This is a genomic window from Bradyrhizobium sp. LM2.9, from assembly GCF_054056555.1.
The window spans coordinates 2,491,549-2,511,272 of the sequence record NZ_JBSRYJ010000002.1 but is presented as its reverse complement, the minus strand read 5'-3'; the positions used below and the strand labels follow the sequence as shown (position 1 = coordinate 2,511,272).

16 protein-coding genes and 4 pseudogenes are annotated in these 19,724 nt (G+C 64.9%); 15 read left to right on the top strand and 5 right to left on the bottom strand.

Annotated elements, in window-relative coordinates:
• The first annotated feature begins 36 nt into the window (after positions 1–36).
• Complete coding sequence (locus tag ACVWW3_RS13540) at positions 37–1,296, top strand: adenylate/guanylate cyclase domain-containing protein (RefSeq protein WP_354104915.1); 1,260 nt, start codon at positions 37–39, stop codon at positions 1,294–1,296.
• Positions 1,297–1,324: 28 nt separating this feature from the next.
• Here the strand turns inward: ACVWW3_RS13540 and ACVWW3_RS13535 are convergent, their stop codons facing one another.
• A complete protein-coding gene (locus ACVWW3_RS13535; protein ID WP_456649631.1) occupies positions 1,325–2,569 on the bottom strand; it encodes an MFS transporter in 1,245 nt (414 codons plus the stop codon).
• Between the two features lie 168 nt (positions 2,570–2,737).
• Here ACVWW3_RS13535 and ACVWW3_RS13530 point away from each other — a divergent pair.
• Positions 2,738–4,094 (top strand): annotated as a pseudogene (locus ACVWW3_RS13530) (Nramp family divalent metal transporter).
• 77 nt (positions 4,095–4,171) lie between these two features.
• Here ACVWW3_RS13530 and ACVWW3_RS13525 read toward each other — a convergent pair.
• The 4 genes from ACVWW3_RS13525 to hemB all read right to left on the bottom strand — a co-directional run bounded on the left by ACVWW3_RS13525 (position 4,172) and on the right by hemB (position 7,245).
• Complete coding sequence (locus tag ACVWW3_RS13525) at positions 4,172–4,510, bottom strand: hypothetical protein (RefSeq protein ID WP_247444270.1); 339 nt, start codon at positions 4,508–4,510, stop codon at positions 4,172–4,174.
• 69 nt (positions 4,511–4,579) lie between these two features.
• Positions 4,580–5,356 (bottom strand): arginyltransferase, encoded by a 777-nt coding sequence (locus ACVWW3_RS13520; protein ID WP_247349430.1) that lies wholly within the window; start codon positions 5,354–5,356, stop codon positions 4,580–4,582.
• 134 nt (positions 5,357–5,490) lie between these two features.
• Positions 5,491–6,030 (bottom strand): RDD family protein, encoded by a 540-nt coding sequence (locus ACVWW3_RS13515; RefSeq protein WP_247349429.1) that lies wholly within the window; start codon positions 6,028–6,030, stop codon positions 5,491–5,493.
• Between the two features lie 153 nt (positions 6,031–6,183).
• Positions 6,184–7,245 (bottom strand): porphobilinogen synthase, encoded by a 1,062-nt coding sequence (hemB, locus tag ACVWW3_RS13510; RefSeq protein ID WP_456649830.1) that lies wholly within the window; start codon positions 7,243–7,245, stop codon positions 6,184–6,186.
• A 135-nt stretch (positions 7,246–7,380) separates the two neighbouring features.
• On the opposite strand from hemB, the pseudogene ACVWW3_RS13505 reads away from it, so the two are divergent.
• From ACVWW3_RS13505 to tnpC, 13 genes and pseudogenes are all read left to right on the top strand, one after another.
• Positions 7,381–7,879, top strand: a pseudogene (locus ACVWW3_RS13505) (DUF6163 family protein).
• A gap of 508 nt (positions 7,880–8,387) precedes the next feature.
• Positions 8,388–8,906: a transcriptional regulator LdtR gene (gene ldtR / locus ACVWW3_RS13500; protein WP_007603420.1), complete on the top strand. Its 519-nt coding sequence runs from the start codon at positions 8,388–8,390 to the stop codon at positions 8,904–8,906.
• A gap of 202 nt (positions 8,907–9,108) precedes the next feature.
• Positions 9,109–9,342 (top strand): hypothetical protein, encoded by a 234-nt coding sequence (locus tag ACVWW3_RS13495; protein ID WP_354051695.1) that lies wholly within the window; start codon positions 9,109–9,111, stop codon positions 9,340–9,342.
• A gap of 37 nt (positions 9,343–9,379) precedes the next feature.
• A complete protein-coding gene (locus tag ACVWW3_RS13490) occupies positions 9,380–9,601 on the top strand; it encodes a hypothetical protein (protein ID WP_247349426.1) in 222 nt (73 codons plus the stop codon).
• A 270-nt stretch (positions 9,602–9,871) separates the two neighbouring features.
• Positions 9,872–11,171: pseudogene (gene glyA / locus ACVWW3_RS13485) on the top strand (serine hydroxymethyltransferase).
• 15 nt (positions 11,172–11,186) lie between these two features.
• Positions 11,187–11,669 (top strand): transcriptional regulator NrdR, encoded by a 483-nt coding sequence (nrdR, locus tag ACVWW3_RS13480; protein ID WP_247349424.1) that lies wholly within the window; start codon positions 11,187–11,189, stop codon positions 11,667–11,669.
• Entirely contained in the window at positions 11,666–12,814 is a 1,149-nt protein-coding gene (gene ribD, locus ACVWW3_RS13475) for a bifunctional diaminohydroxyphosphoribosylaminopyrimidine deaminase/5-amino-6-(5-phosphoribosylamino)uracil reductase RibD (protein WP_456649632.1), read from the top strand. The genes nrdR and ribD overlap by 4 nt, the downstream gene beginning before the upstream one ends.
• Position 12,815: 1 nt before the next feature.
• A complete protein-coding gene (locus tag ACVWW3_RS13470; protein ID WP_456649633.1) occupies positions 12,816–13,424 on the top strand; it encodes a riboflavin synthase in 609 nt (202 codons plus the stop codon).
• Positions 13,425–13,495: 71 nt separating this feature from the next.
• The gene (ribH, locus tag ACVWW3_RS13465) at positions 13,496–13,987 is read left to right on the top strand and encodes a 6,7-dimethyl-8-ribityllumazine synthase (protein WP_247444266.1); all 492 of its coding nucleotides are present in this window, start codon (positions 13,496–13,498) and stop codon (positions 13,985–13,987) included.
• Positions 13,988–13,989: 2 nt separating this feature from the next.
• Positions 13,990–14,487, top strand: a complete 498-nt coding sequence (nusB, locus tag ACVWW3_RS13460) for a transcription antitermination factor NusB (RefSeq protein WP_247349420.1) — start codon at positions 13,990–13,992, stop codon at positions 14,485–14,487.
• A gap of 152 nt (positions 14,488–14,639) precedes the next feature.
• On the top strand, positions 14,640–15,641 hold the full coding sequence (thiL, locus tag ACVWW3_RS13455) for a thiamine-phosphate kinase (protein WP_456649634.1): 1,002 nt from the start codon (positions 14,640–14,642) through the stop codon (positions 15,639–15,641).
• Positions 15,642–15,877: 236 nt separating this feature from the next.
• Positions 15,878–17,999: pseudogene (locus ACVWW3_RS13450) on the top strand (sodium-translocating pyrophosphatase).
• 221 nt (positions 18,000–18,220) lie between these two features.
• Positions 18,221–19,693 (top strand): IS66 family transposase, encoded by a 1,473-nt coding sequence (gene tnpC, locus ACVWW3_RS13445; RefSeq protein WP_456649635.1) that lies wholly within the window; start codon positions 18,221–18,223, stop codon positions 19,691–19,693.
• The last annotated feature ends 31 nt before the right edge of the window (positions 19,694–19,724 follow it).

Here is a 19,724-nt window from a genome sequence, read left to right as displayed (position 1 = left end):
CCTTTCGCTCGTCACGAATGCACGCCATAATGGCGTATGCAATTGACCTCGCGCCTCGACCTGATGAACTGGCTGGCCGGCCAGGGACTTACCGGCCTACCCGAAACCGATCTGTTGCGCGGCTTCTGCGAGCGCTGCCGCGCCGAAGGGCTGGAACTTTCGCGCGGGCTCGTCGTGATCGACACGCTGCATCCGATCTACGAGGGGCGCGGCTTCCGCTGGAGCGACCGTCCGAGCAACGAGAGCGATGCGTTCGAATACGGATCGACCGCCGAAGGCGACGCGGCCAAGAGCTGGCGCCGCTCGGTGTTCTTCCACATGCTCGAGCATGGCGACGACGAGAGGGTGATCGACCTCGCCGACGCGCCGTCGATGGATTTTTCCCAGATCGGCGAGCTCGCCGAGGACGGCCACCGGCACTACCTGGCTTTCGTGCATCGCTTCGGCGAGAATGGCGCGCTTGGCCTGATGGACTGCCTCTATTCCTGCTGGACCACGCGCCGCGACAGCGGCTTCGCCGAAGGCGAGCTCGAGGCTCTGCGCGATCTCGTGCCGGTGCTGGGGCTCGCGATCAAATCGGCGCAGCAGGTCGACATCGCGCGCACGCTCGGCCGCGTCTATCTCGGCCGCGATGCCTCCGAGCAGGTGCTGCGCGGGCGGATCTCGCGCGGCGTCACCGAGCGCATCAACGCCGTGCTCTGGTATTCGGATCTGCGCGGATCGACCGGGATCAGCGAGAGCATCGGCCCCGACGAGATCATCCCGTTCCTCAACGACTATGCGCAGGCCGTGATCGACGCGATCCACGACGCCGGCGGCGACGTCTTGAAGCTGATCGGCGATGGCGTGCTCGCGATGTTCACCGGCGAGGACATGGCGGATGCCCGCCGCGCCGCGCTACGCGCCGAGCATTTGTTCCGCAAGAACGTCGCCGCGTTGAACGTGCGGCGGGAGGCCGATGGCCGTCCCACCACGTCCGCCTATATCGGCCTGCATGTCGGCGAGGTCTTTTACGGCAATATCGGCAGCGAGGACCGGCTTGATTTCACCGTGGTCGGTCCCACCGTGAACGAGGTCAGTCGCATCGCCTCGATGAGCCGTTCGGTCGATCGCGAACTGCTGGCGTCGGCGGAATTCTACAAGGGCCTCGACGCCGCCGGCCGCCGCTACCTCGTCTCCACCGGGCGTTACGCGCTACGTGGCATCGGCCGCGCGCAGGATCTCTACACGCTCGATCCGGAGGTGGACGCGAGCGAGCCGGTGACGGGGAGCTACGAGCGGTATCTGACGAACTAGGCTGGCTGCTCCAGCACACGCGGCGGCGCTAACACCGCGCCGCCGCCTCATCGCCCACCATGTCCGGCTGCCGATCCAGCGTCACCGCGGGCGAGAGCCAAATGACCAGCGCCTGCACGCCGAATACCGCCGCCGCTAGATAGAGGCACGCTTCCGCGCTCCAGAGGCCGCCGACGATCGCACCGAGTGCCGAGCCGACCGGGCGGGCGCCGTAGCTCATGATGTTGATGGCGGAGACGCGCCCCAAAAGGCGCGGCGGGGTCACCGACTGCCGCAGCGTCGTGGTCGAGATCACCCACAGGATCGGCCCGACGCCGAGCAGGAAGAAGCTCAAACCCGCGAGCCAGGGCGAGGGGACCAGCACCGTCAGCGCCATCACCACCGCGGCGACGAAGCCGGTGACGGGGCCGAGGCCGACGACCGTGCCGAACGCGATGCGCTTCATCACGCGCGTGGCGAACAGCGCGCCGATCACCATGCCGACACCGTACATCGTCAGCACGGCGCCGATGCCGGCGGCGGTCAGGCCGAGGTGACGCACGGCGTAAGGCACGAACACCGCGATCTGCAGGAACCATCCGGTGTTGAAGATGAACTGGGTGATGAAGACCGGCCGCAGCAGCGGATGGTGAAACACGAAGGCCGCGCCTTCGCGGATGTCCTGGAGCGGATGCCGCCGTGGAGCCGGCGTTCGTGCGGGCTCGTAGATGCCGGAGAGCAGCACGACGGCGATGACCGAGAGAGCCGCGGCGAAGCCGAAGGCCGGACTAGCGCCCCACCATCCCACCAGTACGCCACCGAGCGCAGGGCCGCAGGCGAAGGCGATGGTGCGTGCGAGCTCGATGCGGGCATTGGCGGCCGGCAAGAGGTCAGAATTCACCAGCGAGGGGACCAACGCCGGCGCGGCGACGCTGTAGACGACGGTGCCGCACACGGCGGCAAAGCCGAGCAGCGCCAGCAGCGACAGATTGAGGGCGCCGAGCGCGAGCAGGAGCACGATCGTCGCAAGGGCAGCAGCGCGCAGCGCCTCGGCCCCCGCCATCAGCGAACGGCGGGAGATGCGGTCGGCGAGCAGGCCGGCCGGAATTGCGAAGAGGACGAAGGGCAGGGTCAGCGCGGTCTGCAACAGGCCGGTCTGGCCCTCGGCCACGCCGAGCGTCAGCACCGCGACGATAGGAGCCGCGGCCAGCGCGATCTGTTCGGCCGACTGTGCCGCCAGGTTGGACCAGGCGAGGCGGTTGAATGTCTCGGGGAGGCGCGGGGGATTTGACATGGCTCATTTCCTGCAAAGTCGAGTTGGCGCCAGTATTGGCGTCCGAGGACGGCCAAACCCACCCGCTTCCCGACATGGGCGACAAGGAGCGGCTGCCGCGGGAACCCATGCGGCTAGATGCAGTTGCAAATTAGTTGCAATAAGGCTCGGCTTCGGTATTCTCTACCCATGGATGCTCGCTCTCCCGATCTGACCCGAGACGCCGCCGGCTGGCGCTCCGACGCGCCTGTTACCAAGAGCCTGGCCGAGGTGAATGCCACGGTCGCAATCCCCATCGCGGGGGCGTGGTGGCGGCGCCTGCTCGCCTTCGTCGGCCCGGGCTATCTGGTCTCGGTGGGCTACATGGACCCCGGCAATTGGGCGACCGACCTCGCCGGCGGGTCCAAGTTCGGCTACACGTTGCTCTCCGTCATCCTGCTCTCGAATTTGATGGCGATCCTGCTCCAGGCGCTGGCGGCACGGCTCGGGATCGTCACCGACCGCGACCTCGCGCAGGCCTGCCGCGCGACCTATTCGCCGGCGGTGAATTTCATGCTGTGGCTCGCCTGCGAGGCGGCGATCATCGCTTGCGATCTCGCCGAGGTCATCGGCACGGCGATCGCCCTCAAACTCCTGTTCGGCATTCCCCTGATCGGCGGCGCGCTGATTGCCGCGCTGGATGCCTTCCTGCTTCTGGTCTTGATGAATCGCGGCTTCCGCTTCCTGGAGGCCTTCGTCATCGCAATGCTCGTTGTGATCGCAGTCTGCTTCACGGTCCAGCTTGCCGCGGCAGCACCGCCGGTTGCCGAGATGCTGAGAGGATTTGTGCCGAAGACCGAGATCTTCACCAACCCTGAAATGCTCTACATCGCGATCGGCATCATCGGCGCGACGGTGATGCCGCATAATCTCTATCTGCACTCGTCGATCGTGCAGACGCGCGCCTACGAGCGCAACGACACGGGCCGGCGCGAGGCGATCAAATGGGCGACGACAGATTCGACCATCGCCCTGATGCTGGCGCTGTTCATCAATGCTGCGATCCTCGTCGTGGCTGCCGCAACCTTCCACAAGAGCGGCCACTCTGACGTCGCCGAGATCGGCCAGGCCTTCGAGCTGCTGTCGCCGCTGCTCGGTCTCGGCATCGCCTCGACGCTGTTCGCGGGTGGCGCTGCTCGCCTCGGGCCTGAATTCAACGGTCACAGCGACGCTCGCCGGCCAGATCGTGATGGAAGGCTTTCTCGATTTGCGCCTGCCAAGCTGGGCGCGGCGCCTGCTGACGCGCGGCATCGCCATCATTCCGGTGATCGTGGTCACCGCGATCTATGGCGAGCGCGGCACGGCTGATCTGCTGGTCTTCAGCCAGGTCGTGCTGTCGATGCAATTGCCCTTCGCCGTCATCCCGCTGGTCCGCTTCGTCTCCGACCGCCGCAAGATGGGCAAGTTCGCCATACCGGTGTGGGTGGCGGCGATCGCGTGGATCGTCGCGGGCATCATCGTGGTTTTGAACTTGAAGCTGCTCGTGGATTCGCTGTTCGGATCGTGACTGTTGCGCGCCACTGCGCATCAAATGCCGAAGCTGCAATCACGCATTTGTCTTTCGGCAAACCGACCGTGCGCAGACTAGACCCGGCGTCGCGGCTGATAAGGACTGAGGGGATTTACGTCGAGATCTACAACCTTCACACATTGTTGGCGCTCGCGATGGCTTGAGCCCGCGTGCCATTCCCCGCTTTGAAGCTCGACCCCCGTCATCTCCGCCAGCCTAAAGCACTTCCATTCCCCTCCGGGCGGCAAGCCTTTGCTGGAACTGCCGGCAAACTGAAAGGCGAGCGTGCGTTCCTGGCCATCGGTATGGCCCAATATTGCGGGGCAAATTGCGCGCGGGTGGCCTTGATAGAAACAGAGCACCTGTTGGCGCTCGACCATGCCCCGCGCGATCAGATCATAGGTGCTCGACAAGGAAACCTCCGGAGCTGGTCCCATTCTCGCAGGTTACAAGCTGCCCGGCTTATGAGATCGGCGCGCCGATCAATCCTGCGGCTCGGACGCCGCATCGCCCTGCGCGTCGATGCGCAGCCAGCCTGACGGCGCGAGGCGCTGCTGCGGCAGGAAGCGGGCCTTGTAGTCCATCTTCTTCGAGCCTTCGATCCAGTAGCCGAGATAGACGTAAGGAAGGCCCTGACGTCGGGCACGGGCGATGTGGTCGAGGATCATGAATGTGCCCATCGAGCGGCTGACTTCGCCGGGCTCGAAGAACGAATAAACCATCGACAGGCCGTCGCTGAGCACGTCGGTCAGCGCGACCGCGATCAGCTCCTCGCCGCGGCCGGTGATGCCGCTGTCGGGACCGCGCCTGCGGTACTCGATGATGCGGGTTTCGACGTGGCTGTCCTCGACCATCATGGCGTAGTCGAGCACTGTCATGTCGGCCATGCCGCCATGGCGGTGACGGGAATCGAGATAGGCGCGGAACACCGAATATTGCTCGGAGGTCGGCACCGCGCTGCGCTGCTCGCCGATGATGTCGGCGTTACGCGCGATCACCTTGCGGAAATTGCGGGAGGGGCGAAACTCGTTGGCGATCACCCGGACCGAGACGCAGGCGCGACACTGGTCGCAGGCCGGCCGGTAGGCGATCGACTGGCTGCGACGGAAGCCGCCATGGGTCAGGAGGTCGTTGAGGTCGCCGGCGCGCTCACCCACGAGGTGCGTAAACACCTTGCGCTCGTGCCGGCCCGGCAGATAGGGGCAGGGGGAGGGCGCCGTGAGGTAAAATTGGGGGGTGTCGCGCGAGTGCTGGGTCAAGGGACGTCGTGGGCCTCCAAAATACGCAACAGCATCGCGCTACCAAAGCCCCCGGTCAATCGGTCTACTCGGCAGGTCAGATCGGTCAGCATAGCGGGTCCAGGTTGATAGGTTCTTGATCAAAAGGTCGTTGTTCAGTAGGTCCTCGCGCCCTGCGGCACCGGCGCACGAACGGAATTGTTGATCACGACCGTTCCCAGCACGAAATCCTGCAGCAAGCGCCTGCGGCCGTTGAACAGCCCAACCAGCACCACGAAGGGCGACAGGAACGAGACGGTCACCCAGAACAGCACGGCGTGGGTGGCGCCGAGCACGAAATAGCCTGGCGCGCCGTACCAGGTGCGCAGCTCCAGATCCATCAGGCGCATGCCGATCGTCGCGGACGACGGACCGCCGATACAGGCGCCGTAATAGACGATGGCCCAGATCACGGAAGCCGGCCAGGCCAGCCAGAACAGCGCCCAGCCGATGCCGAGCGTGACCACGCCGAATACCGCGATGAAGAGGTAGCCGAGGATCACCGGCACCGAGATCACGACCATGTCGATCAGGAAGGCGAACACCCGCCGCGTCGCAACGCCGCGGAACAGTTCCGGGTGCAGATAGGGATCGTAGGCGTGCGGCTGCGCTCCGCCGTCATTGCGCCAGGCGTTGCCCGAATCCGAATAAGACATGTCCGTCCTCCCAAGGGAAAACTCCCGTGGCAGGAGATGGGAACAGGCCGTCCGTGTGCCAAGGGCGCGCTGGCGTTAACAAGCCGAAATATTCCGGCGATTCGGGGGCGGTGGGGCGAGTTGCGACCGCTACAAACCCGGGACCGGCGTGCCTTACCCCTGCGCCCGCAGCTTCTCCGCCACCTTCGGTGCAAAGTAGCTCAGCACGCCATCGGCGCCGGCGCGCTTGAACGCCAACAAGCTCTCCATCATGGCGCGGTCGCCGTCGAGCCAGCCGTTGTTCGCGGCGGCCGCGATCATCGCGTATTCGCCGGAGACCTGGTAGGCGAAGGTCGGCATTGCGAAGGTGTCCTTTACGCGGCGGACCACGTCGAGATAGGGCATGCCGGGCTTCACCATCACCATGTCGGCGCCCTCGGCGATGTCGAGCTCGACCTCGCGTAGCGCTTCATCCGTGTTGGCGCTGTCCATCTGATAGGTGCGCTTGTCGCCGGTGAGCGTCTTGGCCGAACCGATGGCGTCGCGGAACGGGCCGTAGAAGGCGGAGGCGTATTTTGCGGCATAGGCCATGATCTGCACGTCGAGCAGGCCGGTGCGATCCAGGCCCTCGCGGATCGCGGCGACGCGGCCGTCCATCATGTCGGAGGGCGCAATGATGTCGCAGCCGGCTTCGGCCTGCACCAGGGCCTGGCGCACCAGCACGGCGACCGTCTCGTCGTTCAAAATCTTGCCGTCGGAGATCAGGCCGTCATGGCCGTGGCTGGTGAAGGGATCAAGCGCAACGTCGCAGAGAATGCCGATCTCCGGAAACTCCTTCTTGATCGCGCGCACCGCCTGGCAGACCAGATTGTTCGGGTTGGTGGCCTCCGAGCCTTCCTCGTCGCGCAAGGAAGGGTCGGTGTAGGGAAACAGCGCGAGGCAGGGGATGGTGAGCTTCATCGCGCGCTCGGCCTCGCGCACAGCCTGATCGACGCTAAGACGCTCGACACCCGGCATCGAGGCGATCTGCTCGCGCTTGTTGTTGCCGTCGATCAAAAACAGCGGCCAGATCAAATCATCGGTGGTGAGGACGTTCTCGCGCACCATGCGCCGGGCCCATTCGGCCTTGCGGTTGCGGCGCGGCCGGACGGTCAGATCGAGGGCAGGGGAGGCGCCAGCGCCATCCCGGCGCGAAACCTCGCGCAATTCGATCGGACGTCCGTATTTGATCGCCATCATTCTTCCTCCGGCTGGAATTATTCTTATACCAGTTCGCATGGTTCCCGTCACCGCGGCTTGACCTGCCGCAAGGCAGAATTGAAGACTTGGGCAGCCGGTTGATTTTGCGGGGCAAAGCAGCCAGAAGGGGCCATGTCCGAGATCTCCACCCGCGATGCGGCCCGCGACAGCGCCAGGGACGCCCTCCGAGACAACGCCAGAGACAACGCAATGTCGGTGGCGGCGATCTCGTCGGAGCGTGCCGAGTCCGACGACAATGTCTGGACGCGCCGGCTCGTGCTGTTCCTGCGGGTGATGGCGCTGCTCTCGATCCTGAAAGGTCTCTATCACTGGGCTCAGGTCACCGGCTTCGTCGGCGGCGAGGACGAGGCGTTCGAGAACCAGTCGATGGCCTGGCAGGCCGCCACCGTCTACTTCGCGGTGATCGAGCTCGTTGCCGCGGTTGGCCTCTGGCTCGCCACACCCCTGGGGCGCGGTGGTGTGGCTGACGACCGTGGTGTCGATGGCGGTGATCGAGCTGATGTTCCCTGGCATCTACGGCGGCAGCCTGGTCGTGGTCGGGGTCGAAGCCTTCATGCTGGCCGCCTATCTCGCGCTCGCCTGGATGGCCGCGCGCGAGCGGCCGCCATAGGCGAAGCTTTCGACACACCAATATTCTCGTGCCCCGGACGCAGCGCAGCGCGCCGCACTTGCGGCGTGGTGCGCTGCTGAGCCGGGGCCCATCTCTCCACGATCCATGCCTTGGCTATCTGGGTCCCGGATCTGCGCTTCGCTTGTCCGGGACACGAGAGTGTCGCGCTTGGTTGACCGTTGGTTGCCTAAAATTCGAGGTAACTTTTCGTTGACTCCGTGCATTTCGCCACAGCTCTTACGCGCCCGTTTCGAAACGGGGCGAGGCTGTTCTGGAATGCGACAATCGGGGCGGACGGAGGGTGAACAGGGCCTTGCGAGAGTCAACAGACGGTTGCAGAAAGTGCTTGTGGCACAGGCTTAATCCGCAATTCACTGTCTTAAATTCATGATCTCTTTATTCTCTTATTTAAGCCGATCTTCAAACGAGCCCCTTAAGTTGCACCTATCAGACGGAGCACAAGTTTCGTCGAATGAGTGTCGATAAAAACGACAACAGGGGAAGTGTCATGATGAAAGCCGTCGCAACTGCGGCAGATACCGCAGAGCGCGTCTCCGGCCAGCAGGGTTCGGTGCAGACGCTCTATCTGGAAGCTTTGACTCTGGTGGAGCGGCTGCATCGCCGGCTGCTCGACGTCATCAAGGACGAGTTCGATCGCCGCGGCCGTGCGGACATCAATTCGGTGCAGGCGCTCCTGCTCTACAACATCGGCGACAAGGAGCTGACCGCGGGCGAACTGCGCACGCGCGGTTATTACCTCGGCTCCAACGTCTCCTACAATCTGAAGAAGCTCGTCGAGCTCGGCTTCCTCGATCACCAGCGCTCGCGCGTCGATCGCCGCTCGGTGCGCATCCGCCTGACGCCGCAGGGCCAGGAAGTTCGCCGCATCGTCGACTCTCTCTACCAGAAGCACGTCAAGACGGTGGAGCAGGTCGGTGGCATCTCCGGTGAGGAGTTCTCGACCCTCAACAAGTCGCTGCACCGCCTCGAGCGGTTCTGGACCGACCAGATCCTGTATCGCCTCTGAGTTCGTTCGACGAGACTTGGCCAAGCCGGCCCACAATAAGACCGGGCAGGCCTCCCGAACGTGCCTGAACTTCCCCAAGCGCACCGGCCCGGCTCTGCCCGGACCGGTGCGTTTTGTCATTTCGCGGTTGCGAAAAAAATCGCTAACCGGTGGGAACGAGTTCCCGGTTCCGCGCTTATCCTCTTCGGATCGGAGGCTGACGATGCTGGTCGAGCGTGGCGTGGGGGCGAACGTGGAACTCGTGAGCGAGGCCTATGCCATCGCCGCGAACTATCTTCGCCGCTCCGGCGCGATCCGCGACACCCTCGTCACCGACGAACGCCTGCTCGAGATCGTCATCAAACTGCTCCAGCACGGCGAATTCAACAAGATCAGGCTGGCCAACAAGGCCATCGCCAGGTTCGAAGCGCAGTCCGAGGCCAAAGCGGTTGCCTGATCACGACTCCCAACATGTCGAAGAACCAGAGGATGCCATGGAAGCTGCCATCGACCGCATCATGCAGACCTATGACCTGCTCGCCAACCGCAGCTCTGCGGCGAGCGCGGAGGCGAGGGCCAAGGTCACTAACTATCTCAATACGTTGATGGAAGCCGGCGAGAAGGACACCCACAGGTTGACGGTGTGCGGCCTGACCTACCTGCGCCAGCTCGACGGCAGTGTGGACCCGGTGAAGGCGGGGTATACCGGACTGTGACGGGACGCTGACCTCGCCCGGCGGGTCCGGCGCGGCGTTTGAGGCTCAAAGCGGCCCCATTTCGGAGGGTCGCAGATGGGGTGATTCCATAGAGCCGCCCCAGCGCCGAAAACCTTCACTCCCACCATATCTTGCACAAATCTCACGCCCGACCCGCAAACCCTTGGCCGGGGGCGGGCGATGTGGTAGATCGCGCTCGCCGCTTCCGATCGCCACACCAGACCCGCCCGTAGCCCGCCAAAAGGCTGCGGCGGTGGAGATATTCGCAAGATGACCTTCGCCAAGACCGCCTCCGCCCCCGATTCGTTTTTCACCGCCTCGCTCGATCAGGCCGACCCGGAAATCGCAGCCGCCATCAAGGGCGAGCTCGGGCGGCAGCGCCATGAGGTCGAGCTGATCGCCTCCGAGAACATCGTCAGCCGTGCCGTGCTGGAAGCGCAGGGTTCGGTGATGACCAACAAATACGCGGAAGGTTATCCCGGCGCGCGCTATTACGGCGGTTGTGAGTGGGTCGACGTCGCCGAGAATCTCGCGATCGATCGCGCCAAGAAGCTGTTCGGCGCCGGCTTTGCCAACGTGCAACCCAATTCCGGCAGCCAGATGAACCAGGCGGTGTTTTTGGCGCTGCTCCAGCCCGGCGACACGTTCATGGGCCTCGATCTTGCGGCCGGTGGCCATCTCACCCACGGCTCGCCCGTCAACATGAGCGGCAAGTGGTTCAAGGCGGCGCACTACACCGTGCGCCGTGAGGACCAGATCATCGACATGGACGCGGTCGCCAAGCAGGCCGAAGAGGTCAAGCCGAAGCTGATCGTCGCCGGCGGCTCGGCCTATTCGCGCGCCTGGGACTTCAAGCGTTTCCGCGAGATCGCGGACAGCGTCGGCGCGTACCTGTTGGTCGACATGGCGCACTTCGCGGGCCTCGTGGCCGGCGGCGTGCATGCCTCACCCGTGCCGCATGCCCACATCACCACCACCACGACGCACAAGTCGCTGCGCGGTCCGCGCGGCGGGCTGATGCTGTGGAATGACGAGGCGCTGACCAAGAAGCTCAATTCGGCGATCTTCCCGGGTCTTCAGGGCGGACCGCTGATGCACGTGATCGCGGCGAAAAGCGGTGGCCTTTGGCGAGGCGCTGCGTCCGGACTTCAAGGTCTATGCGAAGAACGTCGTCGAGAACGCCAAGGCGCTGGCCGAAACGCTCAAGGGCCACGGGTTCGACATTGTCTCCGGCGGCACCGATAACCACCTGATGCTCGTTGACCTCCGGCCGAAGGGCCTGAAGGGCAACGTCTCGGAGAAGGCGCTGGTCCGCGCCGCCATCACTTGCAACAAGAATGGCATTCCCTTCGACCCCGCGTCGCCGTTTGTCACCTCCGGTATTCGGCTGGGCACGCCGGCGGCAACCACGCGCGGCTTCGGCGTCGCTGAATTCCAGCAGGTCGGCAGCATGATCGTCGAAGTCCTGAACGCGATCGCGCAGTCCGACGACGGCAAGGCGCCGCTGGTGGAAGCCGCGATCAAGGAACGGGTCAAGGCGCTCACCGATCGGTTTCCGATCTACCAGTAAGGTTGGGTTAAACGGATGCGCTGCCCGAACTGCAACAGTCTCGATACGCAGGTAAAGGACTCGCGTCCGACCGAGGACTCTTCCGTGATCCGCAGGCGGCGCGTTTGCGTCGCCTGCAATTTCCGCTTCACCACTTTCGAGCGCGTGCAGCTGCGCGAGCTCACGGTGATCAAGCGCAACGGCCGCCGCGTGCCGTTCGACCGCGACAAGCTGATGCGATCGGTGTCGATCTCCTTGCGCAAGCGGCAGGTCGAGCCGGAGCGGGTGGAAAAGATGGTCTCCACCATCGTGCGCGAGCTCGAGACCGGGGGCGAGGCCGAAATTTCTTCCGAGGTGATCGGCGAGACCGTGATGGAGCATCTGCGCACGCTCGACGACGTCGCCTATGTGCGCTTCGCCTCGGTCTACCGCAATTTCCGCGAGGCCAAGGATTTCGCCGACGTGCTCGGCGAGCTCTCCGGTGAGGAGCAAGCGCGGCTCGCCGCGATCCGCAAATGATCTTCCGCATCCTGGAGGATCAATTCGCGCAGAAGGCCCGCGAGTCCAGGGATACCGATCGGCGCTTCATGGCGCTGGCCCTGGCGCTCGGCCGGCGCGGGCAGGGGCGTACCTGGCCCAATCCGGCCGTCGGCGCCGTCATTGTCAAGGACGGCGTCATCGTCGGCCGCGGCTGGACCCAGCCTGGCGGACGGCCGCATGGCGAGCCTGAAGCACTGCAGCGTGCGGGCGAGGCCGCGCGCGGCGCCACGCTCTACGTCACGCTGGAGCCGTGCTCGCATTTCGGCAAGTCGCCGCCCTGCGCCGATGCGGTGATCGCCGCCGGCATCAAGCGGGTGGTGTCCGCGATCGAGGATCCCAATCCGGAAGTCGCCGGCCAAGGCCACGCGCGCCTGCGCGCTGCCGGCATCACGGTGGATGTGGGTTTGTGTGCAGCGGAGGCCGCCTTCGACCACGCCGGGCATTTTCGCCGTATCCGGGATCGCCGCCCATATGTAATCCTGAAGCTCGCGGTCTCGCCCGACGGCAAGATCGGCGCGGCCGGGGGCAAGCCGGTTGCGATCACCGGCGAGGCGGCGCGCAATCGCGTGCATCTCTTGCGCGCGCAGAGCGACGCCATCCTCATCGGCATCGGAACGGTGCTGGCGGACGATCCGGAGCTCAACTGCCGCCTGCCGGGCATGGCGGCGCGCTCGCCGGTGCGCGTGGTGCTCGATCGGAGCCTGCGCATTCCCGGCGCGAGCAAGCTCGTCGGCTCTGCGCGCGAGACACCGCTGTGGGTGGTGGGTTCTGAGCTCGCGGAAGCTGCAGCCGCCACGCGGCTCGGCGCCGCCGGTGCGCAGGTGATCCGCATACCGCCGGGCAACGCATCCGGGCTCGATCTTGCGGCCGTGCTGCAGGCGCTGGCCGAGAAGGGCATCACGCGGTTGATGGCCGAGGGCGGCAGCCGCGTTGCGGCGTCCTTCGTCACGGCCGGCCTCGCCGACGAGATCTGGCTGTTCCGCGGCGCGGAAGCGGTGGGCGCCGACGGGGTGGATGCGCTCGATGCATTGCCCCTGTCGAAAATCACGCAGTCGCAGGCCTACAAGGTTCATGCTAGCGAGACATTCGAGCACGATACTCTCACCGTCTACGAGCGCGCATAACATGTTCACCGGCATTGTCACCGATATCGGCGAGATCGTCGGCTTCAAGCCGACGGCGCAGGGCCAGTTGCACCGGCTGCGCATCGCCTGCCGCTACGATCAGACCACCATTGCCGACGGCGCCTCGATCGCCTGCAACGGCGTCTGCCTGACCGTCGTCGCCTCGGGTGTCGAAAGTGGCTCCACCTGGTTCGACGTCGATGCTGCGGCCGAGACGCTGGCGCTGACGACCGCAAAGCACTGGAGGGTCGGCACGAGGCTCAACCTCGAGCGTGCGCTCAAGATCGGCGACGAGCTTGGCGGGCATATCGTCGCCGGCCACGCCGATGGCATCGCGACCCTCGTCAGCCGCGAGGACCTGCCCGGCATGGCGCGGTTCGAGCTCTCGACGACGCGGGAGCTGGCGCGGTTCATCGCGACCAAGGGCTCGATCACGCTCGACGGCGTGTCGCTGACGGTTAATACGGTGAAGGACGTGACCTTTTCGGTGCTGATCATCCCGCACACCCTGACGGTCACGACGATCGGTACCTGGAAGGCAAGCACCGAGGTCAATATTGAGGTCGATTTGATGGCCCGCTACGCGGCGCGGCTGACGGAAATGAAGTGACGGCGTCTTTGAACTTGGCTTACCCGCTGGCGGCGACTACATAGCGCCAACCCCTGTGAAACGGATCGATTATGGCTGACGCACGGCGTGCACCCCTGAAGGACCAGACCGACATTTCCGGCGCGCGCGCGCTGATTGTCGAGGCGCGGTTCTATGACGATCTCCAGGACGCGCTTCTGGACGGCGCAGTGGCCGAGTTGAAGGCGGCGGGCCTGACCCATGATGTCATCACGGTTCCCGGCGCGCTGGAGATCCCGGCGGCGGTGGCGATTGCCATCGATGCCGCGGCTGCCAATGGCAAGCCCTATGACGCCGCGATTGCGCTCGGCTGCGTGATCCGTGGCGACACCATTCATTTCGAGATCGTCTCGCAGGAATCCTCGCGCGCGCTGATGGACCTCGCGGTGGCGCGCAAGCTGCCGCTCGGCAACGGCATCCTCACAGTCAACACCGAGGCGCAGGCCTGGGCGCGGGCACGCGCCAGCGAGCTCAACAAGGGCGGCGATGCCGCGCGCGCCGCGATTGCGATGCTGCGGATAAAACGCCGGCTGGCGCGGGCTTGATCATGGCCGATAACAACAAAAGGCCGCCGGCTGGCGCGGAGAAGAAGGCGAACCGACGCGGTGCGGCGCGGCTCGCCGCCGTGCAGGCGCTCTACCAGATGGACATCGCCGGCGCCGGCATCAACGACATTTTTGCGGAGTTCGAGAGCCACTGGCTCGGCAATGAGGTCGAGGGCGATACTTATCTGCCGGCGGAAGCGGCGTTCTTCCGCGACGTCGTCTCCGGTGTCGTACGCGACCAGAAGAAGCTCGATCCCCTGATTGACGAGGCGCTGTCGAAGGGCTGGCCGTTGAAGCGCATCGAAGCGATCCTGCGCGCGGTGCTGCGGGCCGGGGCCTACGAATTGGAGCACCGCAAGGACGTTCCGGGCCGCGTCGTGGTCTCCGAATATGTCGACGTCGCCAACGCCTTCGTCGATCGCGAGGAGACCGGCATGGTCAACGCGGTGCTCGACCAGATCGGCCGCCAGTTTCGCGGTGACGAGTTCGGGAGAGGGTAGATTGAGACGACCTCCGCCGTAGCCGTCATCCTGAGGTGCCGGAGCGAAGCGGAGGCCTCGAAGGACGGCGGCGTGCCACCGAGGGTGCATCTCGGCCACGCATCCTTCGAGGCTCGCAAGGGCTCGCACCTCAGGATGACGGGTCTAGTACCGTGACGCAGGACAAAGAACCGGTATCCGCCGAAGACTCCCTCATCGCGCGCTATTTCAGGCCGCTGGCGACCGATCCCGGCGCGCTAGGGCTCGTGGACGATGCCGCCATCCTGAAATCCCAAGGCGAGGATATCGTCGTCACCACCGACGCGGTGGTGGAGGGCGTGCATTATCTTGCCACCGATCCGCCCGACACCATCGCGCGCAAGGCGCTGCGGGTGAATCTGTCCGATCTCGCGGCCAAGGGCGCGACCCCTGCCGGCTTCGTGCTGACGCTGGCGCTGCGCAGCAAGGAGGATGCCTGGCTCAGGCCGTTCGCGGATGCGCTGGGCGAGGACGCGAAAACCTTTGCCTGCCCGCTGCTCGGCGGTGACACGGTGTCGACGCCGGGGCCGCAGATGATCTCGATCACCGCCTTCGGCCGCGTGCCGCGGGGGCAGATGGTCGGCCGCACCGGCGCAAGGCCGGGTGACCGCATCCTGGTGACGGGGACAATTGGGGACGCCGCGCTCGGCCTCGACGTGCTCAAGGGCGGCGAGGCGGCGGTCGCGCTGGCCTCCGATCCGCACGCGCGCGAGGTGCTGATCTCGCGCTATCGCGTGCCGCAGCCGCGCAATGCTCTCGCGCAGGCGGTGCGTGAGCATGCGACGGCTGCGATGGATGTCTCCGACGGCCTTGCCGGAGATCTGACAAAGCTCTGTGCGGCATCAGGCGTCTCGGCCACGATCGACGTGGCGAGCGTGCCGCTCTCGGCTGCTGCGGCCGGCCTGATCGCGGCCAACTTCGTTTGCGTTGAGACGCTGCTGGCAGGGGGTGACGATTACGAGGTGCTGTGCACAGTGCCGCCGGCGCAAGGCGACGCGCTGATTGCCTTGGGACGGGCGGCAGGCCTTGCCGTCACGGCCATCGGCACGATCGTCGCGGGCCATGAGCGGCCGCGCTTCCTGGACGGGCAGGGCCAGGAACTGGTCTTGAAGCGGCTGTCCTACAGCCACTTCTAGGAATTGCCCCAAACCGGCGTCCAGTCTCTCCGACTGAGCCTAAATACCTGCCGAGATCGGCTTTTTCGGCCTTATCCGGCGTTGCACCCTCAATTTGATTTTGGCAAGCTTGTGACCGACTAGGGCCGCGCCTTCGGGCAAGGGCGGCCTTGTTCAACATCAAGGCGCCGCACCGCACGACGGAAAACAAAAGGCGCCGGGGGTACGTTCATCAAGGATCTGAGGCAAAAAATCACATGACAGCATTATGGTTGATTGTGCTCTGCGGAGTGCTTTCCGTCGTCTACGCGATCTGGGCGACATCTTCGGTTTTGAGTGCGGATGCGGGGTCGCCGCGCATGCAGGAGATCGCGGAGGCAGTACGCGAAGGCGCACAGGCCTACCTGCGGCGTCAATACACCACGATCGGTATCGTCGGCATCGTCATTTTCGTGCTGCTTGCCTATCTGCTCGGTCTCTATGTCGCGGTCGGCTTTTTGATCGGCGCCATCCTGTCGGGAGGTGCCGGCTTCATCGGCATGAACGTCTCGGTCCGCGCCAATGTGCGCACCGCGCAGGCGGCGACGACATCGCTTGCCGGCGGCCTCGAACTCGCCTTCAAGGCGGGTGCGATCACCGGCATGCTGGTGGCGGGTCTCGCGCTGCTCGGCGTGACCCTCTATTTCGGCTTCCTGGTCCATTCGCTGAAGCTCGCGCCCGATAGCCGGACCGTGGTTGACGCGCTGGTGGCGCTCGGCTTCGGCGCCTCGCTGATCTCGATCTTCGCCCGTCTCGGCGGCGGCATCTTCACCAAGGGGGCGGACGTCGGCGGCGACCTCGTCGGCAAGGTCGAGGCCGGCATTCCCGAGGACGATCCGCGCAACCCGGCGACCATCGCCGACAACGTCGGCGACAATGTCGGCGACTGCGCCGGCATGGCTGCCGACCTGTTCGAGACCTATGCGGTGACCGCGGTCGCCACCATGGTGCTCGCGGCGATCTTCTTCGCCAAGACGCCGATCCTGATGGATATGATGACGCTGCCGCTCGCCATCGGCGGCATCTGCATCATCACCTCGATCATCGGCACCTTCTTCGTGAAGCTCGGGCCGAGCCAGTCGATCATGGGCGCGCTCTACAAGGGCCTGATCGCAACCGGCATCCTGTCGCTGGTCGGCATCGCCGGCGTGATCCATTACCTGATCGGATTCGGCAAGCTCGACGGCGTCGACTACACCGGCATGGCGCTGTTCGAGTGCGGCGTGGTCGGCCTCATCGTCACCGCGCTGATCATCTGGATCACTGAATACTACACCGGCACCGACTATCGTCCGGTGAAGTCGATCGCCCAGGCCTCGGTGACCGGCCACGGCACCAACGTGATCCAGGGCCTTGCCATCTCGATGGAATCGACCGCGCTGCCCGCGATCGTCATCATCGCCGGCATCCTTGTCACCCACAGCCTCGCCGGCCTGTTCGGCATCGCGATCGCGACTGCCACCATGCTGGCGCTGGCCGGCATGGTCGTCGCGCTCGACGCGTTCGGTCCGGTGACCGACAACGCCGGCGGCATTGCCGAGATGGCGGGCCTGCCAGAAGGAGGTGCGCAAGTCGACCGACGCGCTCGACGCGGTCGGCAACACCACCAAGGCGGTGACCAAGGGCTACGCGATCGGCTCCGCCGGTCTCGGTGCGTTGGTGCTGTTCGCGGCCTACAACCAGGACCTCAAGTTCTTCGTTGCAGACTCCGCGCACCATCCCTACTTCGCCGGCGTCAATCCGGACTTCTCGCTCAACAACCCCTACGTGGTGGTGGGCCTGCTGTTCGGCGGTCTGTTGCCGTATCTGTTCGGCGCGATGGGCATGACGGCTGTGGGCCGCGCGGCGAGCGCGATCGTCGAGGAGGTGCGCCGGCAGTTCCGCGAAAAGCCGGGCATCATGCAGGGCACCGACAAGCCGGACTACGGCAAGGCGGTCGACCTGCTCACCCGTGCGGCGATCAAGGAGATGATCATCCCCTCGCTGCTGCCGGTTCTATCGCCAATCGTGGTTTACTTCCTGATCTACGCCATCGCGGGTGGCGGCGTGGCCGGCAAGTCGGCGGCGTTCTCGGCCGTGGGTGCGATGCTGCTCGGCGTGATCGTGACGGGCCTGTTCGTCGCGATCTCCATGACCTCGGGCGGCGGCGCCTGGGACAACGCCAAGAAGTACATCGAGGACGGTCATTTCGGCGGCAAGGGCAGTGATGCTCACAAGGCGGCCGTGACCGGCGACACCGTCGGCGATCCCTACAAGGACACGGCAGGTCCCGCGGTGAATCCGATGATCAAGATCACGAACATCGTGGCGCTGCTGCTGCTGGCGATTTTGGCGCACTGAGCGGCGCGAACGAACAAGACAAAACCCCGCGGCGTGAGCCGCGGGGTTTTCTGTTCGATAGGTTGGATGCTTTCAATCCGTCATTGCGAGGAGCTCTTGCGACGAAGCAATCCAGGGTCTCTCCGCGAAGGGATTCTGGATTGCTTCGCTGCGCGTAACTGCCCAGGTGGCCGTTTGTATTCTCTTGACTGACCACATGTGTTTGTGAGTCAAGGTAATGGGTGACGCCGCCAAATTCCTCATTGTCTGTGGATGCCCTGCTGGCCCTGATTGGGGAGTTGCAGGAGCGCAACCTGATGTTGGAGCAGCAGAACGCATTGCTGACGGTGCGTGTGGCCGATCTGGAGCGTCGGCTTGGTCTGGATAGCTCCAATAGCAGCAAGCCGCCTTCGAGCGATGGACCGGGCCAGGCTTCTCGCCGGACACAGAGCCTGCGTGAGCGAGGGTTGAAGAAGCCCGGCGGCCAGCCCGGCCATGCAGGCAAACACTTGAAGCGGTCCGAACGGGTCGATCATACGATCATGCATCGCCCTGTTAGATGCGGGCGCTGCCGAATGGCGCTGGAGGGTGAACTGCTGGAACTTGTCGGCAGCCGTCAGGTGTTCGATCTGCCGGCGCCGGCGCCGCTGCTCGTCACGGAGCATCAGCTCTATCGTTGCAAATGCAGCGGCTGTGGCGCGGTCACGACAGGATCGTTTCCACCCGAGATAAGGGCGCCAGCGCAATATGGCGTCCGGTTGGCCGCTGTGGTGACCTATCTGTCGGCGGGACAGTTTCTGCCTGAAGATCGGCTCGGGCAAATCCTCTCCGATCTGTTTGGCGTGACCATCTCGGCCGGCACGATCGGACAAATGATCGCCCGGGCTGCCAGCCGGACGCAGGATTTCGCTGCGGCAGTCTGCGAGCAAATCCGCCGGGCACCGGTCAAGCATTTGGATGAGACCGGGTTTTGGGTGGGCGCCACGCCGCAATGGCTGCATGTCGCGGGCACCGCCGGGATCAATGGGCTGGTGCATTATCGCGTCTCACCCAGGCGCGGCGAGGTGCTGACGCAAGCCGAGGTGCTGACGCAAGCGGCGCATATCGTTGTGCACGACCATTGGACATCCTATTTTCAGATGTCCGGTGTCACGCATGCGCTGTGCAATGCGCATCACCTGCGCGAGTTGACGGCGCTGGTGGACATCGATGGCGAGGCCTGGGCCCGGCGCATGCGCGGGTTGCTCCGCTGCCTGTGCCACGAGGTCAATCTGGCGTCAGAGCATCCAACCGATCAGACAGGCGCGCTGCGTCCCAACAGAATCCGCGCCGCCGAGCGACTTTATGACCGCATTATCCGCGCCGGTATCGCCTGGCACGAGACGCTACCCGCGCTGCCTCGCGACATCAAGCGCGGGCGGATCAGACGGCGCACGGGCCATAATCTCCTGTTGCGCCTCAAGTTACATAAAGAGGCGGTGCTGCTGTTTCTGCACAACTCGGCGGTGCCGTTTACCAACAACGAGGCCGAGCGCGATGCTCGGATGATGAAATTGCGGCAGAAGATCTCTGCCGGCTTCCGCACCTCACAAGGCGCAGACAATTTCGCCACGCTTCGCACCCTGATCGGTACCGCTCGAAAGCGCGGATGGAACATGCTCGAAACATTGTCCCGATGCCCCACACAACTCATCCACAAACTCAGCGTCGCCTAACCGAGCAAACGGACCTGGGCAGTTACCGCTG

Bases quoted from the DNA above. Each gene is read 5' to 3' on its own strand.
- ACVWW3_RS13540 (WP_354104915.1), top strand. From the start codon at position 37: ATGCAATTGACCTCGCGCCTCGACCTGATGAACTGGCTGGCCGGCCAG.
- ACVWW3_RS13535 (WP_456649631.1), bottom strand. From the start codon at position 2,569: ATGTCAAATCCCCCGCGCCTCCCCGAGACATTCAACCGCCTCGCCTGG.
- ACVWW3_RS13515 (WP_247349429.1), bottom strand. From the start codon at position 6,030: ATGTCTTATTCGGATTCGGGCAACGCCTGGCGCAATGACGGCGGAGCG.
- hemB (WP_456649830.1), bottom strand. From the start codon at position 7,245: ATGGCGATCAAATACGGACGTCCGATCGAATTGCGCGAGGTTTCGCGC.
- ldtR (WP_007603420.1), top strand. From the start codon at position 8,388: ATGATGAAAGCCGTCGCAACTGCGGCAGATACCGCAGAGCGCGTCTCC.
- ACVWW3_RS13495 (WP_354051695.1), top strand. From the start codon at position 9,109: ATGCTGGTCGAGCGTGGCGTGGGGGCGAACGTGGAACTCGTGAGCGAG.
- ACVWW3_RS13490 (WP_247349426.1), top strand. From the start codon at position 9,380: ATGGAAGCTGCCATCGACCGCATCATGCAGACCTATGACCTGCTCGCC.
- nrdR (WP_247349424.1), top strand. From the start codon at position 11,187: ATGCGCTGCCCGAACTGCAACAGTCTCGATACGCAGGTAAAGGACTCG.
- ribD (WP_456649632.1), top strand. From the start codon at position 11,666: ATGATCTTCCGCATCCTGGAGGATCAATTCGCGCAGAAGGCCCGCGAG.
- ACVWW3_RS13470 (WP_456649633.1), top strand. From the start codon at position 12,816: ATGTTCACCGGCATTGTCACCGATATCGGCGAGATCGTCGGCTTCAAG.
- ribH (WP_247444266.1), top strand. From the start codon at position 13,496: ATGGCTGACGCACGGCGTGCACCCCTGAAGGACCAGACCGACATTTCC.
- nusB (WP_247349420.1), top strand. From the start codon at position 13,990: ATGGCCGATAACAACAAAAGGCCGCCGGCTGGCGCGGAGAAGAAGGCG.